10 protein-coding genes and 1 pseudogene are annotated in these 18,382 nt (G+C 53.2%); all 11 read right to left on the bottom strand.

What is annotated here, in order from left to right; translation table 11 throughout:
- Positions 1-105: 105 nt before the first annotated feature.
- A complete protein-coding gene (locus tag IPI80_RS21155) occupies positions 106-1,398 on the bottom strand; it encodes an FkbM family methyltransferase (protein WP_413863417.1) in 1,293 nt (430 codons plus the stop codon).
- Complete coding sequence (locus IPI80_RS21150) at positions 1,395-2,336, bottom strand: hypothetical protein (RefSeq protein ID WP_413863414.1); 942 nt, start codon at positions 2,334-2,336, stop codon at positions 1,395-1,397. The genes IPI80_RS21155 and IPI80_RS21150 overlap by 4 nt, the downstream gene beginning before the upstream one ends.
- Positions 2,333-3,784 (bottom strand): hypothetical protein, encoded by a 1,452-nt coding sequence (locus tag IPI80_RS21145; protein ID WP_413863411.1) that lies wholly within the window; start codon positions 3,782-3,784, stop codon positions 2,333-2,335. Before IPI80_RS21145 ends, IPI80_RS21150 begins: the two co-directional genes overlap by 4 nt.
- A gap of 17 nt (positions 3,785-3,801) precedes the next feature.
- Entirely contained in the window at positions 3,802-4,734 is a 933-nt protein-coding gene (locus IPI80_RS21140; RefSeq protein WP_413863408.1) for a glycosyltransferase family 4 protein, read from the bottom strand.
- A gap of 566 nt (positions 4,735-5,300) precedes the next feature.
- Positions 5,301-5,960, bottom strand: coding sequence for an ABC transporter ATP-binding protein (locus IPI80_RS21135; RefSeq protein WP_413863405.1), 660 nt, complete (start codon positions 5,958-5,960; stop codon positions 5,301-5,303).
- Entirely contained in the window at positions 5,957-6,748 is a 792-nt protein-coding gene (locus IPI80_RS21130) for an ABC transporter permease (protein WP_413863581.1), read from the bottom strand. The genes IPI80_RS21135 and IPI80_RS21130 overlap by 4 nt, the downstream gene beginning before the upstream one ends.
- A 43-nt stretch (positions 6,749-6,791) precedes the next feature.
- Positions 6,792-7,937, bottom strand: a complete 1,146-nt coding sequence (locus tag IPI80_RS21125) for a hypothetical protein (RefSeq protein ID WP_413863402.1) — start codon at positions 7,935-7,937, stop codon at positions 6,792-6,794.
- A gap of 35 nt (positions 7,938-7,972) precedes the next feature.
- Positions 7,973-8,053, bottom strand: a complete 81-nt coding sequence (locus tag IPI80_RS21120; RefSeq protein WP_413863579.1) for a hypothetical protein — start codon at positions 8,051-8,053, stop codon at positions 7,973-7,975.
- A gap of 106 nt (positions 8,054-8,159) precedes the next feature.
- Positions 8,160-9,266 (bottom strand): annotated as a pseudogene (locus IPI80_RS21115) (sugar phosphate nucleotidyltransferase); the annotation flags it as partial.
- Between the two features lie 24 nt (positions 9,267-9,290).
- On the bottom strand, positions 9,291-10,625 hold the full coding sequence (locus IPI80_RS21110) for an aminotransferase class I/II-fold pyridoxal phosphate-dependent enzyme (RefSeq protein ID WP_413863399.1): 1,335 nt from the start codon (positions 10,623-10,625) through the stop codon (positions 9,291-9,293).
- A gap of 4 nt (positions 10,626-10,629) precedes the next feature.
- Complete coding sequence (locus tag IPI80_RS21105) at positions 10,630-18,321, bottom strand: SDR family NAD(P)-dependent oxidoreductase (RefSeq protein WP_413863396.1); 7,692 nt, start codon at positions 18,319-18,321, stop codon at positions 10,630-10,632.
- Between the last annotated feature and the right edge of the window lie 61 nt (positions 18,322-18,382).

The raw sequence follows: 18,382 nt of genomic DNA, 5'->3' as shown, positions 1-18,382 counted from the left end.
TTGGGTTTCCTAAAATGCTTACACCTAAATACACTGTCTACCAAACGACATTTATGTATTTTTCTAATTGATTCAATATCCACAAAAAAAATCCCTGCCTTTTTGCTACATTCCGTTTATTTTGTAACTATCAAACACGTTTGGTGGTGTTTTAAAAAAATGCATTAATTCACCGTGAGTAGAATGTATATAGAAACGATTCAATCCATCAAAATAGGCGAAAATATAACCACGTATTTGAAGTTGCTGTTCCCATTTATGGTGGGTGGGGACTTGGGAATTGGGTTCAGTTGCTTCAACAATCACGACCCAAGGTCTAGCGGTGTGACAGCCCCATCCGGACAACACGACTTCTTCCATCCCTTCCACATCGATCTTCAGCCATTGGATTTCGAGTTTACCGACTTCATCGAACACTGCGGATAAGGTGCTTGTCCGCACGGTAAGCTCTTGTACCTCGAATCCTCGCTGCATGTGTCGTTCTGCAAATACTCTTGAGCCGGTGGATAGACCGGTTTGAGGTATCATAAAAAAAATCTGCGTTCCAGACTCCGCTGCCAAAACAGCTTCAATAACGCGTTCATCCGGTCTGTCGTGACGTAACGCCTCGGCATAGGCCGAAATCGGCTCGACATGCACACCGCGCCAACCACGTTCGTAAAATGCTTTACTGACTGAATCGACGATAGGGTCTTGCGCTCCGACATCGACATAAATTCCGCTTTTCACCCGCCCCAATGCCCGCCAGAGCATGACGTCTTCAAAGTTTTGCGCGTACGAAGTGATGCCAACATCGGGTGATTCTGGAGGCGCGTCTTCTCCAATTGAGGGGGCCAAGCCTTCCAAAAAAAACACGCCCTGGGGCTGCCGTCCCAAGCGCAGATTTTCGCGCAGCGCAATCGCCTCACCCCAAATAGCCCCATCAACACGCTGATTCGTCATGGCAATAGCAGTCTTGAAGTGGTCCAATGCCCTTTGAATTTGGCCGAGATTCAAAGCAGCGCGACCCAGCCTGTGATACACGCTAGAGACCAGTATTTGGCTAATTAGCTTTCTACTGCAACCCCAGTCCTGCGCCAAGCGTACGAACTGCTCACCCGATTGAGGATTGTCTAATTCTAGGTGACCAGCCGCTGCTAATAACGCCAGTTTGGCGCGATCAGGGTGTTGCTGCAAGGTTTCGCGGTTCAGCTTTGTCAGGCTTGGCCAATCACCCGATTGCCATTGGTCGCGGCTACGCTCCAATAAGCTTTCGTCATACGGCACCATGCTAAAGCTGGCGGTTGACGACGACTCAATTTGAGCATGATGGGACTCGTCATACACAACGGCAGTACTGGGATAGGGCGATTGCTTTTTCTGTGGAGCCAACGCACGAAATTTTTTTCGTCGACTCATAACCCGGGCTCTCGCAACAACAAATCTTTAATCAGCTCAATTTGAACTTCTGCACGGTATAACTCTTGCTGGAGCAATTGTTGCTGAGACTCGATTTCCACGTTTTTTGCAGCCAATACCGTGGCCTTGGCGTGGGCCTCCGCATCGTGCTCTGCCAAGAGTCGGGTATGTTCCTCCTCCAGTTTTGCTATCTTTCCAAGAGCGTCATGCGCTTGCTTTGCGAGGGCTTCAGCGTGTTTTTCCATTGCGTCTTTGGCCAGATTAGCCGCAGTGAGTGCAGTTTGCGCTTCCTCGACTAATTGCGCAAAGTTTCGAAAAAATAGCGCAGTGCCAATGGATGGATGGCGCTCAGGTTGCACGCCAGCCAGAACATAACCCTGAGTTTGCATGAATGCCTGTACAGCTGCCAGGGAACACTCCGCAGGTGCGCCTGCCTGAGCAATGTCCACGCGGGCCAACACAACATTGGCTTGCGCCAGTGCGTTGCGAGCACCTTGCAAAATGAACAGTGCCGGGAAACAGTCCACCCACAGCCAACAGGGCTGCGTCGCCAGTGTGGCATACACATCGTCCAGTGCAAATGCGTGTTTGGGCTGCACCTCAACAGTCTTAATATTTTGCCAATAACGTTGCAGTTGGTCGATGGCCAGTAATCCGCTTTCCGCCGAGTTGCTAGCCTGATACCAAACAATTGGGCCAGTTCGTTCGGCAACAATATGGGGAAAAAATTGAAAGTGCCTCCCTGGCAACTGCCGTTGAACCTGGTCTTTTTTTGCTGGGTCTGCATCAATAACCAACAACTCCACACCATTCAGGATCGATTGATCGATGGACAGTAGGTTGGCTCCAACATGCGTAACTTGCCTAGGTGACAACCATTGCGCTAAAAACGTCAGCCACGGATCGAGCGTGATTACCGCACTTAGCTTAGGTATCATTGGCGACTCAATCGTAATGTCTTTAATTTGAGGCCCAAGCGACGGGTGTCGTTGCCACCGGCCTCAGCAGGGCAGTGATTGCCGGGCAAACTCATCTGCAGCACCCAGGAATGATGTTGTGTCGCAAGATCAAATGCGCCTGAACTGACCATTGGGTACAGGCTACTATCTTGTGAAAAATCATGAACCAAATCTATCGATTGCACACTTCCAACACCAGACACAACACCCAACTGCATACCTACGACGATCTCGGGCTGCATAGCATCCTGAATCATCAATTCAACGACGTAGTACCCAGCCAGCACGGGCGGCATTTGCAGCGTTGATACCACCCCTGGCCCTGCCCAGCGGCCGTCATCTTCCGCGTGGTACCAGTTACTGCCGTCAATATCGTTACAAAGGTTGACTGTGATGACACCCGGTGCATTGCGTTGCCAAAAATTGGAAACCTGTTGCGCCACCTGGAGTTGCTCTGTGGCGTTCTGATTAAGCAAAAAGTAATGTTCTGTCTCTTGCTGCGCTTCATCCAGCTGCAAGAGCAAAGACTCGTATGCGTCGGTCAGCGCTACAAGCTTTTGGTCGCCTTCGGTCCGTGCCTGGTTCAGCTGAGTCCGAAATTGGGTGATTTTCTCAGATGCTTGTGTGGCCTGCAATTGGGCTTGCTGTTGGGCGGCAATATGCTGTGTCCATAGCTGGAATACCGAGGCCTCTGGGTGGCTGCCAGAATATGATGGTACGTGCGCAGTCGCTTCCAGCTCTTGCAGCAGCTCGCCAGTTGCAGGGAAACTGCTGATGATCTGCGTCATTAAATATTGATCAACGCCGCACGGTGGCGTTGCTGCTAAGAGACTTTGGTCAGTAGCAGCAGGGGTCAGTTGAATTCCCCACTGTTGACTCATGGATTCCGACAATAGACCAGGTTGGTACACAACCGTACCAGAGTGCACCAACACGCAGCGGGGGCTGGCTGCGTAATACTGAGCCAACAGAGTTTCTGTTGTGAAAGACCACTGCTCAAGGTGCTTTTCAACCAATTGAGGGGAAATTTCCGAAATGCCCAGAAGTTGCTGCTGCAAGTACTCGGCAGGCGTGTTGTACGCTAGTACCAACAAGATATGAGGGTCGAAATCCAGCCAGTAGTCAAGCAGATGGGTAGTATTTGACATGTGCCAACCCCACATGGGGTGCTGAAGATTGGCCAACCACAAATCGGCGGCCAATTCGCGCCAAGCCGCACGCATTGGCTTCGGAGTATCGGAGGTGATTTCAACGTCAACTGCAGTTGTAATTTCAACTAGAGATTCCCCCATCATTTGATGGATATCCTGTGGTAGCAGCCCGTCTCTGTGGGATGGGCTAACCTCGTACACCCCCAACCCTTGCAAAGTCTGCCAAACAGATTGCACGGCATGCGGGTCTGGACCGGCTACAAGAAAAATATTCATGGTTGCGCAATGTCGAATCATTTGAAGTACACATTGCCACGCACATGGCCAAAAAAATCAATCCATTGGGGAATGATGGCTGCTTCGGTATAACGTTGGCTAATTGACTGGCCTCGTGATTTCAAGTCCTCACGCAACGGGGCTGCGTCCGGGTTGACTAGTTTCGCGAGTTGCGCGGTGGCGTTTGCTGCGTCATAAGGATCAAAATACACCGCCGCATCGCCATAGATTTTCCGGTGCACCGGTATTTCCGAAGCAGCCACCACACAGCCACACTTGATGGCCTCCACACCAGAATAATCAAACCCCTCTGCCAACCCCGGGCACACAGTGACAGCGGCATGATGGTAGAGGGTGTGCAGCTCAGCAGATGGTACATTGTTCAGCCAAAACACTTCTCCGCGCGCAGCCCATGGTCTAAAGCTATCAAATACCGTGGAATAGTCCCATCCAACATTGCCCACCGCTACAAGTTTCAGGCTGGGGTGGCTTTGGTATTTCAACGATTCCCATATTTGCACGAACATCTGGTGGTTATTGCGCGGCTCTATCGTGCTGACAATTAGCAGGTAGACCACGGGGGCAGCTTCACCTGCAATATCAGTGCTAATCATTCCTGCTTTTGGTGCTTTGACAATGTCTGACACGGCCATTCGGTTGCGGATGATTTGGTGCACCAAATGGGCGGGGGTGTCTTCCACAAAATACTCGTCCGACACAATATTGTGAATGACCGCACTGCGCAGTGCCGCTTGCGGGAACAGCTGCAGAAAGTCTGCCCGCGTAGCGTGTGATATACAAGAAAACCAAGCCTCGCTGCGTACATTGTCTTTGATCGCATGGAAATGTGACGCTTGGTGAAAGGCCTTGTCTGAAATGGTGTGCGGCATCGGCATCGGCACCGGCACCGCATCATGATACCGCCCTACCATTTGCGTGGCACTGCTCACGTCCCCGGGGAACGGCGTCTGCGTTACAAAGCAGTCAAACCCGGTGGTGTCTATTCGGGCATAGCTGGGGGAACTGGAATACGTCAGGCCATCCAGCCCAGCTTCGTGCATTTGTATCCTGGGCACGGTAAGCACCCTATGACGGCTACCCTGAAGCGCAGGCTTGGCGGCAGCATTGAGTGTTTTGCTGAAAAAAGTTCGCCATATAAAGTCTTCAAATAAGTCAGACTCAAAGCGGCTCAAGGGTAGGCTCAGGCCCAGGTTTGCGCGGAGCCGCAAAATCTGGCGGGCAAAGCTTGTTTGAATTCGCCCCATAGCAGCCTGGTACAGGTTGTCGTAAGGCTTTTCGTACAACGAAACTACAAATTTGGACAAACGGTCTATGCGTTTGTCAGGAGACAAAACTGTATTGACAAGCAATGCCGGACGAAGACGACGCTCCCCATGCTGGATAAGACCTTCCACATCAAACGCATCAATCTGGTTCAAACCTTTTAACAGCAGGCGCGACTCTTGCGGAATGCCGGCGTAACCGTCCAACGCAGGTTTTAGGTCAACCAGGATCTTCATACTGCGGAGGCTGGTTGATTGTAGAAATCAAATGCTTCGTCAGTACTGTCAAAGGCATGGAGCTTGCCGGCGTCTAGCACGGCAGCTCGGTCACAATGCATTTCAATATAGGTGGGCATGTGCGACACAATAACCATGGCTTTGTGCTTGCGTTTTACAAACAACTCCTCATTGCATTTGTCGTTAAATCGACTATCGCCCACGGCGACAATTTCGTCGATCAAGAAACAATCAAAATCAATGGCCATCGACACCGCAAACGCTAGGCGCGCAGCCATCCCGGATGAATAGTTCTTGACCGGCTCAATAAAGTAACGCCCCAGTTCGGCAAAATCTTTAACGAAATCGATACGGTCTTCGATGGACACACCATAAACCCGGCAAACAAAGCGCAGATAGTCGTATCCCGTGAGCGACCCTGCGTACCCTACTGAGAAAGCCAATGGCCAAGATACACTCATACTGCGAGCAATATGGCCACTGCTGGGTTGGTCCGCACCCGAGATGATGCGGATCAAAGTGGATTTGCCAGCGCCATTGCGTCCCAAAATTCCCAACTTCTCGCCGGGATGCAGTTTCAGGTCCACTTGATCAAGCACCGTTACGGGGCCGTGCCGGGTGGCGAAGTGGCGGCTTACGTTGTGCAGCGCGATCAATCCAGCACCCCTTTGCGGCTGATGTCGCGCACCTGAGCCAGCCCTAGCAAAGTCAGTAGGGCGCAAAAGGTAGCCATGTAAGCAATGCTGTAATGCGCGTGAAAAGATGCACCAAAGTAGCCATCACGCAACATCTCGATCCCATGCACCATGGGAAGCCAGAGAACGAAGTCTTGGAAACTCTGCGGCAAGATATCCACCAAGAAACCAGCGCCAGACAAAGGGAACAAAATGTAGGTAAAAGGCCCCCACAACTTGTGCACCACTTCGGATTTTTCAGACAACGGTGCAATCAACAAAGACACGGAAATACCAAACCAAGCCGTCATAAGCCACCCCCCCATGACCAGAAGAATGTCCTGCGGCGGTTGCATCCAGTTAAAAACCGTTGCCACAGACGCCAGCACCATAAATGAAATAGTGGCACCAACGGCCTCCAGCAGCAGCCTGGCCATATACACATCAATTACCTTGACATGACGATGAAACATCAGGGTACGGTTTGGTTCAATGGCCCCTATGCAATGCCCCGGCATATTGCGCCACAGCAATACCGACGAATAGCCGGTAATGCCAAACGCAACAATGGGAATGGAGGAACCGTGGCCCACGTCCACCACTGTCCAAAGCGTAACAACACCGATGGTGAAAATCATGGGTTCCACAAAGACCCACAAAAAACCAATGTTATGGCGGCCAAATCGCGTGAGCACTTCGCGCATCAGCAAGGCACCGATCACGCGCTGCTGAATGCGAAAAGACTGCCACAGGCTGTTTTGACCCATCATCGGTACTGTGGTTTGTGGCTCTGGCACGGTTGACTTTTGCATATCAACTTTGATGTTCTTTAACGCCCGCAATCAGCATGCTCAGCACGCCCCAGACCACCAAGCCCATCAGAAAAGTTGCCAGAATGCTGCGCACGCGCTTAGGGTCTTGGGCCACATCTGGCAAACTGGGCTGCGTGACACGCTCCAGGTAGACCTGTTGACGCAGTGCCTCGCTGCGGGCCATTTCCAGGCTGGTCAGCGCACTGACCAACTGCTTGTTGGCAAATTCGGCATCAATGGCCAGACGCTGATAGTCCGATGCTTTGTTGGCCAACGATGTTTGACCGCCGGTCACATTTGCGGTTTCTCTTTTTATTTCTTGCTCAAGAGTGGTGGCGCGCAACTGCAATATCGGAATTTGGGGGTTCTTTGGCGTGGACGCCTTCAATAGTACTAATTGGGTGGTGGTGGCAATCAAATCGTCTTGCACCTTGGCCACTTGCAACAGCTTCGCAGTGGCCTGACGCTCGGGGTCTACAACACCCTGGCGGTTACGGTAATCGGCCAAAGCCAAACCTGTGACCTTGGCTTTTTGTTGTGCTAGGTCTACCTCTGCCTGCGAGTAATGGATCAGGTCTCTGCGGCCGCGTTCGTTCATGCGGTTGACCAGGGTCTCGCTTTGTTTGAGCAGCTCAGTGTTGACGTTGAGTGCATCTCGCGCAGTAAAGGCCTTGACCGACAAGGATGTGATGGAGGACGTCGAATCGGTCAACACCGATACTTTCTTTTGGTAGTAACGGTGTAAAGCCTCAAAGCTTTTGTCCGGGTCCAGCCCGGCAAAGCGGCTGAATCGGTCTACATCCGGGTTGGCAAAGGCTTTGTCCAACGCAATGGATTGCACCAACACGCGCAACGCATCGCGCGACAGAACATATTCATGCACGGTATAGCTGTCGTCTTGCGCACGCGAAAATCCAGAGCCCTTGAGCAGCGCACCCAGGGGCGAAGTCATGGGACGCTCTGGGCTGCGCACCACAAAGCTACTCTCAGAGGTGTAGACGTCTGTCGCCACGAAACCAAAGTACATAATGGAAATAGCGGTGGGTATGACCACCGTGAGCCAGAACAGACGGTCTATCCGGGATACACGAGTCTTGAGTCGCTTTAGCGCGTTGGTGCTAGGCGATGGGAGTGTTGTTGATTGCATGCAATATTTCGATTATTTCACCGGAAGTTAGCGGTCTACACGACGCGTCCGTAGTAATTTTGCAAATGGACGATGTCGTCCACACCCAAATACTGGCCACTTTGTACTTCGATCATGGCAAGGCTCAACAGGCTCGGATTCTCCAGTCTGTGCCTTGTGATCTGCTTGTATATAGGTGGATTCATTGGTGCTGACATAGAACTCACCCTCGCCATAAGTTACCTTTGCCATGCCATAAACAACGATACAGTGTTCGCGGCGGTGGTGGCGCATTTGCAGACCCATACGGGTACCTGGCTTGACTTCGATACGCTTGATTTTGAGAATCCCGTGCCTTCCTCCTTCAAGGTGTACATGACCCAGCGGTAGGTGCACGGTGCGGTGAAGATTGTGCTCGGCATGCCCCAGCGCTTTGAGCTTGGCATAGATGTGCTTGACATCTTGGGCACTGGCTTTGTCGACCACCAAAATGGCATCTGGGTCCACCAGATCACCCCGTGTATTCCCGGAATCAATGTCGCTCCAAACAATATTGCAGGGCACTACAGCAACGCCCGGGGTCTTTCCCATAGCGGCGTAGTCGATGGAGTTGTCCGGCACGGTGGTGAAGGCTACTGCGTCCAGTTCTATCTGGCTGAAGCCCTTGCCATTGGCTTTGCGGGATTTTTCCAGGAAAGCATGGACGGCCTGAAGCACATCAGGACAGTCCAGTGCCATGGCCTTGCGGATGCGATCTGCACTGGGGCAGAACGTGCCGGAGCTCCAAAAAAAGTGGCCAGAATTGAAATACTCTTGTGCTTTGGCCAACGTGAGCTTCTCAACAAAGCGCAGTACCTGGTTGCCATTGAATTCGATATAACCATAGCCCGCTTTAGTGCTAGTAGGCTGAATACCACATGCGACAAGTTTGCCCTGTTGGGGCAGTACCGTTACATGGACTGCCGGAGCAGAAAACACAGCTTCGTCAGCAATGAGGTGATCGGCTACGAGTACGAGCAAAATGGTTTCTTCACCATGCGCCTTTGCAACGCTGAACGCCGCAGTGGCAATGTTGGCGGCAGTGTTGCGGCCAAAGGGTTCTAGGACAAAAGTGGTTGCAAGGCGGGTGGTGTTGAGCTCACGGAAATCGTCATCAGTTTCAAAAAACAATTCACGGTTGGTAATCGTGAGGATTTCGGCCACACTTGGCGGCGGTGCACCACGCAAAAATACTTTCCCGAGCAGGCATTGCCCATCAGCCCGGCGAATGGAGGGTTTGGGATGCAGTTCGCGCGTTACGGGGCAACGTCGTGAACCAGAGCCGCCGCGGAGAATGGTGGGTGTAAGCATCGGGTGGTAAGTTCAAGCTGGTTGCTAATGGGCGCTGGCCAATGTTTGCACCGCAATCCGTAACTGCGCCTCGGTATGTGCGTGGCAAATAAAGAATCGCAAACGCGCTGCCCGCTCTTCAACAGCTGGGTAAATGATGGGTTGCACATTGATCCCGCTTTCAAACATGCGGCTGGACACCTTCACGGCCCTCAGGGAGCTTTTGAGGATGGCGGGCGTCACCGCAAAGCCTTGCGATAGACCGGTGTCAATGCCATGCTCCTTTGCAAGCACCAAGAATTGGGCTCCCCGCTCTTGAAGGCGTGCCACGCGTTCGGGCTCATCAAGCATGATTTTGATCGCCTCCAGCGCGCACGCAGCCAATGGAGGAGCAATGCCAACGCTGTAGACAAAGCCAGGCGCAAAGTACTTCAGGTTTTGAACAAGTGCACGCTCGCCAGCAATATAGCCACCACAGCTGGCCAGAGTCTTGCTGAGCGTACCCATCCAGATATCGACCGATTTGCCGCTCACGCCAAAGTGTTCACGGATTCCTTTGCCGGTCTTGCCGAGCACGCCAAGCGCATGTGCCTCGTCCACCATCAAAAAGGCTTTGTGTCGTGTTTTGATTTCAATCAGCCTGGGCAAGTCGGGGATGTCTCCATCCATGCTGTAGAGGCCTTCAACAATAATTAGCACTCGCTCGAATTGGCCACGGATATCGCCCAAAATGGAATCCAGCGCCGCACAGTCGTTATGGGGAAACGATCGTCGTGCAGCGCCAGAGAGCTTGATGCCTTCCAGACTACTGTTGTGGATCAGGGTATCGTGGATGACGAGGTCTTTGGGGCCGAAGATGTACCCGATGGTACTGACATTGGTTGCATGCCCACTAACGAAAACCACGCAATCCTCAACATCGTGCAACTCGGCAAGCGCCTCTTCCAATTCGCGTTGTACCGGGCGTTCGCCAGCCACCAAACGGCTGGCTGATGCCGACGTCCCATAGCGGTCGATGGCATCTTTAGCTGCCTTGTTGATCTTGGGGTGGCCAGAAAAACCCAGGTAGTTGTAACTGGAGAAGTTGATATAGGTGCGGCCATCAATCAGAGTTGTCGCGCCTGCCACACCATCGTGCGATTTGAAGAACGGGTTGACCAAGCCCAACCGGTCGGCAGCCGACTGCGGAACCAGCATCTTTTCGTAGCCAGGGTGTCGATCAAAGCGACAGAACTTTTCTGGAATATGGGCCCATTGCGCATCGTGGTGCATGGGTTTGGCATGATCGTCCGTCAGTTCACGTCGCTCTTTGAGGTTCAGGAAGCGCTTGGCCAATTCATCACGCGCTTTTTCCATAAGACCGAAGGTGGCTTTGGTCATGACATCATCCTTGCGCCTGCGTGCGGGTTCGAACATGCGCAACGGTAATGCTCACTTCTTCCAGGGTAAATTCTTCCCCATGCTGGGTGGCCATCATTGAAACCACCGAATCCATCGAATCAGGTTGAGCAGTTTCAGGCTTGTCGGAAGACCCAAGGATGCGATCCACAATGCGCCTTGTGACACGCTCAACCGAGGGCCCTTCGCTGAGCATCATGGGGGGCAACTGTATCCCAAAGCGCTTTTCAAGCCCCAGCGCCAACTCCACCCCCATCAGTGAGTCCATGCCCAGATCGTGGAGTGATTGGTTGAGTTCGATGTGTTCAGGCCTTACACACAAAACCTGCGAAATTTCTCGCGTGACCAGGGTCTGAATAATGACCCGCACTTCGTCAGCCGATTTGCCCGCAATCAGGGTCTGAAGATCATCGTTGTCTGAGTTTGCATCGTTGGCGGTACCAGCCTGTTTACGCAGGATATCAAATCGAGCCGACTGCGACGATGGCAGAAGACGCGCGAGTGTGTGCCAATCAAAATCGGCCACGGTGGTGGTGACGGCTGGGCCTGACAGCAGACCGTCCAGCATGGCCAACGCTGCACTTGCATGGAGCGGCTCAGCGCCCAGGCGCGAGGCCAAACTGTCTTTGACTGCCTGATTACGCGTGAGGTAACCCGCATCACCAATGGGCCCCCATCCGATGCAGGTTGCCGGCAGGCCCATGGCCCGCCGCATGGTGGCAAGGCCTTCCAGTGCTGCATTGGCTGCAACGTAGTTTGCTTGGCCGGGATTGCCCATACTACTTGTAATGGACGAGTACAGTACAAAGTGGTCGATTCGCATGTCCAAAGTCAGGCAATGCAGGTTCCAGGCGCCGCGCATTTTGGGAGCCAACACTTTACGCATGCAATCAGCATCCATATTGCCGATCATGGTGTCATCCAGAACCATGGCGGCATGCAAGATACCGGTCAACGTTGTTCCATTGTGTTGCAAATCGTCCAACAAGGCTTGCACATCGCCTCGGTTGGTGACGTCGCATGCAACGACTTGAACCTGCGAGCCCAATTGGATGAATTCAGCTACCGCTATCGCAGCACCCGGGGTGTCCAGACCCCGGCGACCGACGAGCACTAGTTGCCCTGCACCACGCTGCGCTAGCCAGCGTGCCGATTCCAACCCAAATCCGGAAAGACCGCCGGTCACCAGCCAAACCGATTCACTGGAGAACCGGATTCTAGGCGCCGCAATTTCCGTTGGATTCTCCACGGCAGGCACGTTACTCATATTGACAACGACCTTGCCAATATGTCTCGATTGCTGCATGGCGCGAAAAGCATCAACCACTTGGCTGGCTGGAAAAGTGCGATAGGGCAATGGAAACAAAACCCCTTGGCGGAAAAGAGCCATTACCTCTCGGAACAACCGTGTGGCCAGAGTCGGACGCGCCAGAAGTAACTGGTCCGCATCGATTCCAAAGTAGCTGATATTGTTTTTAAATGGTCGCAACCCAATTGGGGTGTTTTCAAAGAAATCGCGCTTGCCCAATTCCAGGAACCGACCGAACGGTTTAAGAACCTTCAAATTGCGACGAATGGCTTCCCCTGCAAGTGAGTTGAGTACAACATCGACCCCTTCGCCACCGGTGCGAGACAATATGTTGTCAGCAAAGTCGAGACTTCTGGAGTCATACACATGGTCTGCACCCAGTAAGGCAACAAAGTCACGCTTGTCGTCACTGCCAACAGTGGCAAAAATCTCTGCCCCTAAATGGAGCGCCAGTTGAATCGCTGCAATTCCGACACCGCCCGCGGCCCCATGAATGAGAACCCGTTCGCCGCTTTGCAAATCTGCAAGTTGCTTGAGTGCGTAGTAAACAGTGAAGAACACGGTGGGCACCGTGGCGGCGGCCTCGAAAGACCACTCCGTTGGTTTGTGGGTAACAGCACTTGTCTGGGTGACAACATGGCTGGAAAAACAAGCAGCGCCAAAGCCCATGACCGCGTCACCAACCACGAACCCGTCACAGTCCCCACCCACACGGGAGACGACACCGGAGAATTCAAGACCCAGACTGGCACCGGCAAAGCCGCTCTCAACTGCCTCGTCAGGCAACAATCCCATGACATACATTACGTCCCGAAAATTGAGACCGGTTGCAGCGACACGTACTTCCATTTCGTTGGCGGCCAACGCCCGCTCGACTTGGGGCAACCATGCCAAGTTGCGTAGTTGGCCCGGAACTGCAAAATCCAACCGATAGCGATCTGCTGCTTTGTGTGCGGACAGAGGAGAAGCACGTTGCATGCGAAGACCATAGCGACCCGCAGAAGTAAGAACGATCTCCCGCTCGCCGTCAGGAAACAACAACTCATACTCCAGGCGGCTGGAAAGGTCGGAGACGGATGTTTGGTGAATATCGAAGTCAATCAGAGTGCATGCCAGTGCGGGGTATTCGTTCATGACCACGCGTCCGAAACCCCACAACGCGGCCTGCTGTACGTCCTCGATGGGATTGTGGACAGCACCTTCAAACAATGCTCCACCGGCTGTGACTAACCACAGGCGTGTCTGATCTGTGGTGCGCGCCAATGCCCGAACCAGGTGAAGTGCAGCAACTACGTTTCGATCGGTCAGATCTGCAACGTCTGCATCCACGGAGGTAACAACCCCCGCCATGTAAACGATATTGTCGATTCGAGACAATATCGAACGCCCTGTAGTCAGCAGTTCTTCCGCCGATTCTGGACTTTGTGGAATGAAATGCAGATCAGTGGCTAGATCGCCAACCTTCCCAAGTACGGCTTGGCGAACATTCTGCCCACGGGATTCAAGATGGCTACGCAGGCTGTCCACCACCAGGCGCACCGGACCAGTGACATCGCCGACCAACAACCAGCTCTGAACAACAGGAGGTGCAATCAGAATGGCATCTTCAACGGATCGTTTGGACAACACGAGGTAAGCACCTGCAGCCAAATCCTCGCTGGCGGGTTCTTGAAAGATCTCTATATCGACAAAGCCTTGATCACTCAAAGTGCGTTCCCACGATTTGGGGGTGGCAAGCCGTGCTATGACTGCACCACTTTGACTGGTACGCCACCAAGCAGCATCAAGACCAAAAATAAAGTCCGCAACCATGTCAGGATGTCGTTCGGCGAGGATCAGTAAGCCAGATTTGGCGAGTCTGCGACGCAATGCAGTCAAGGCGCTTGGAGCGTGATTTGACCGGTGCAGAACATGTTCAAGGATAATGACATCAAAGTGTTCTGGAATCGCGTCTACTGCAACCAAGTCAAGTGCATCACCTTCTGCCTTGACCACTACAACAAAAGGATGCCCGTCATACTCCGCTTGTAGATGGGAATGGACCTCGGCATTGGCTGAAGCAACAACGTAGTCAAGCTGAACGCCAGGGACTTCCGTTACCACGTGCTCCACTGACGCATTGGATCCAGCTATGATTTCCAACACACGCAACCTGCGGTGGACCGGCCAGTCCGCCGCAAGCGTTTGCAATATGTTTTGTATGGCGAACCGGGTACCAACGTAGGATGGCGAGTCGTTAAATAACAACTCATATTGGTGGTTGTGGCGCAATTTGCGCGCTAGCGACTCACCCGTCAGACTGGATCGAATCAGCCCTGCCAACTCCCTACCGGTTCGGGAAGAAAGAACGAGTTCAGGCAAATTCTCCGGGTAGTCCCGTAGAAGCGTTCGCCAAATGCTCTGAGCCGGCGGAAGGTCAGTTGGCCGCAGGGTCCATTCCCCGCCAGAGTCCATGACAAGCAAATCGTTTTGCTGCAATACATTGATGATCCAAAGAAAGAACGGACGCACTACGGGATCCACTGTCTCGGGTCGGGCCAAGGCGTGTTGCAGTGAAGCATGAATCTGCGTGGACAACTCCTGAAATACCTCCCCAACGAAGGACACTGTCAAGGCTTCGAAGAGCGGCAACGCCCCTTGAAAATAGTCCGTGCGCACTGTTGCTGAACGCATTCCTGAAAAGCAGACCTGCAAATGTTTGGTCAGATCGCGGCTGGATGGGATGGGGCTGTACAGTTGGTCTTCCACAGTCGGCTTCAAATGCGCAACAGTAGTCCAGCAGGCTGGTGGCGCTTGTTTGCGTCGCTGCAAAGGAGCGGCACGAAAGCGACAGGCGGCAAGCGTAGCAATGATGCGTCCGGCAGCATCCAAGAGTTCAAAATCGGCCACTAAGGAGCGGGATCCCCGGCGGCGTAGATAGACACGGAAGTGCGCAATGGGGGTATTGCCGTACAAGCGCAGACGCCCGACTTTGACGGGCAGGAATGGAACGCCCTGCCCCGCCTCAATGTCCTCCTGAAAAAAATCAACCAGCGATTGAAAGCACACATCAAGTAGCGCAGGATGTATCAAATACTGTTCGACCGCTTCTTGCACTGCCGCAGGGACGCCTAATTTGACCTGCAAAGTGTGCCCCTGTATCCAACAGCAATCGAGCCCCTGGAAGCTAGGTCCATAGTCGAGACCCAATGCACTTGTTAGGCGGTAGTGAGTGTCATGGTCTACGGAGATGGCATCCTCCGGCTTTTGACCCAGGAAAGAAACACTACCAGTTCCCTCGCCTACGACGGGGGCACCCAGAAGTTGCCCAACGGCGTTCAAGTTCCAATCATCCGTGCTCAAACGCTGGCGACTCAGAATTTGGAATCCGCCATCACGCACTGACAATTCGAAACGCAGGCAGCGTGCGTGTTCGCCATCAAAGACCATGGGAGATAGGATTTCAAGCTCCTCCATCTCCTGTTGGTAGCCTCCAAAATATTCACGGGCCGCGGCAAGGGCGATTTCTATGTACGCAGAACCTGGCAGCACAATTGCGTTGGCCACCTTATGGTCGCCCAGCCAATCACAAATATCGGGGTCAATGACGTTTTCCCACGCAGCCGTCACATCCTTCAGTCGCCATCCTAGCAAAGGATGTACCCGGCGCTGTTCGAGTACGCCGTAGGCTTCATTGGTACCAGCGTGCCAGTGTCGTTCGCGCTGCCAAGGGTAATTGGGCAAACTCACATTTTGCCTGCGCGTCGGAAAGAAGGAACCCAACTGATGCGGAACAAGCAACATATGGGCGCGCAAGGCCGCCTCTTCAAGGCGCTCCAAACCGTCGTCATCTCTTCGCAGCGTAGGCACTACGGCTGCGGGTACGTCGTCCGCTGTAAGAGAATCTTTGATATAGCGCTGCAATATGGCATGGGGGCCAATTTCAATAAATACGCGGCAGCCACGCTGTGCAAGCGTCGAAATGGCCTGCGTGAAACGAACTGGCTGGCGTATATTACGCCACCAATATTCAGCATCCAGCTCCAACCCAGCCAAAACATCACCGGTGACGGTTGAAACGAACGCAACATCCGAGCATGGATTGGGAGTCAACGCAACAAGGCGTTCCAGGAGATCAACCTTGATGGGGTCCATCGTCCGACTATGGAACGCGTAGTCGAGATCGAGTAGACGGAAGAAAATCCGGCGCGATTCCAACATGTGTCCGAACCGCTCCAACACTACTAAGGGCCCCGAGAGAGTTAAGTAATTTGGGCTATTGATGCCAGCAATTTCGATGCTGTTGAATTCACCAACAGCAATCAGTTCACGCGCCGCAACCTCAGATAAGGAAACAGCGGCCATCCGACCCGTGCCGCGCGTCAGGGCTTGTGCTGCGCTGCGCGCACAAATGACCAAAATCGCTTGATCCAGGCTCAAAGCGCCAGCCGCCCATGCTGCCGCTATTTCACCAACACTGTGTCCAGCCACCGCCACCGGGTTGATGCCCAGTTCGCTCAACATCCGGGTCAAAGCGACTTGCAAAGCGAATAGGAGCGGCTGTGCAATGGCCGTATCAGATAGCCGCGAAGTTGTTGCGTCGCATAGCAGTTCATCCAGGATGGAAAAGCCAGCGGCTTCACGGATGGAAGCGTCGAGTTCGATCAGAATTTCGGAAAATCGGGGCGAATCCACCATGAGCCGTTGACCCATACCCAACCACTGCGAGCCGTTTCCAGAATAAATGAATGCTATGCCGCCCGGCTGAATAGGGGCATCTTCCCGCACCACATGCGGCGCGGGCTCTCCACGCGAAAACGCAGCAAGCTCGGCCGCCATGTCAAGCGGGTTTTCCACTTGAATTGCGAGCCGCTTTTGCATCGGGTCGCGGCGCAGGGCGGCACTACAGGCAATGTCGTACAGAGCTTGGGGCTGCTCTTGCAGAAGCATTGCATAACGACCTGCAACGTCTCGAAGGGCTTGCGCAGTGCGGGCGGATAGAAACAAAGGCGGACTAACAGTCCGTTGTAACTCTTGCTGGCTGTTGGCGGGCCGGTACTCCTGAATCAAAACATGGGCATTGGTACCACCGAAACCAAAGGAGTTGACTCCCACGACAGTCGCCTTTTTTGGATCTGTGGACAACGGTTGACATTGGGTAACTACATTGAGGTTCAGACCCGCAAAATCGATGTGCGGATTGAGTGTCACCATGTGCAGCGAGGGCGGTATGGTTCGGTTCTTTAGCATCAGAATTGCTTTGGCAAGCCCTGCCATTCCCGAAGCCGGCTCCAAATGCCCCAAATTGGTCTTCACTGATCCAATCGGTAATGGCGCACCGTTTGCACGTGAGCCGCCGTACACAGCGCCAATTGCGGCCGCCTCGATGGGGTCACCTACCACGGTTCCAGTGCCATGCGCCTCGATATAGTCAACATCGTTCGCGCTGAGGCCCGAACGGGATAAAACATCACGCATAAGTTCTGTCTGGCCATCACGACTGGGAATCGTGAGACTGGTCTTTCGTCCGCCATCCGAGTTTGCGCCAGAAGCCAGAATGACGGCCTGAATGGTGTCACCATCGGCGACTGCCTTTTCAAGCGGTTTCAGTACAAAGACTGCCCCACCCTCGCTACGCACATAGCCATTGCCCGATGCATCAAACGCGCGGCATTGCCCATCGACCGACAACATGGATGCTTTGGTAAATCCAACAAACGCGGAAGGGTGCAGGAGTAAATTAACCCCACCAACCAAGGCCATCGATGATTCACCAGAACGAAGGCTGTTGCACGCATGGTGCAAGGCGACCAGTGAAGATGAGCAGGCGGTATCGACAGCAACAGAAGGTCCGCGCAGATCAAAAAAGTAGGAAATTCGGTTGGCGGTAATGCTCAGCGTGTTGCCGGTCATCGAATGCGAGGACATGACCGCGAGGTCATCCATGGCACGCATGCCATAGTCGACCCCTGAAATACCTACATAAACAGCACAATCCGAACCCGCGATCGAGGAAGAGCGTATTCCTGCGTTCTCAATGGACTCCCAGGCGAGCTCAAGTAAAAGTCTTTGCTGGGGGTCAAGAGAAGCAGCTTCACGCGGGGAAATGCCGAAAAAACCGGCATCGAACTGATCAACGTGCGACAAAACTCCCGCCGCAAAAGTATTGGATCTTCCAGGTTCTGACCGTTTCGGATGCTGAAGGCGTTCTGTATCCCAACGCTGCGAGTCAATTTGCGTAACGAGATCACGCTTATCTGTGAGGGCTTGCCAGAAACTCAATTCGTCCCCCAGATCACCTGGGAATCGAAATGCCATACCCACTACTGCTATGGGCGTTACACAAGATTCATTTCGACTCAAATCAACCTCAATTTCATGAAGAGCCATTTTTCAATCCTACCAGATCAGTTGTAGAACTCAGAGTGGAAGACTCGGTATGATTAACACC

The organism is Candidatus Aalborgicola defluviihabitans, from assembly GCF_016705985.1.
Classification (GTDB): domain Bacteria; phylum Pseudomonadota; class Gammaproteobacteria; order Burkholderiales; family Burkholderiaceae_C; genus Allorhodoferax; species Allorhodoferax defluviihabitans.
This window is presented reverse-complemented; position numbering and strand designations above follow the sequence as displayed.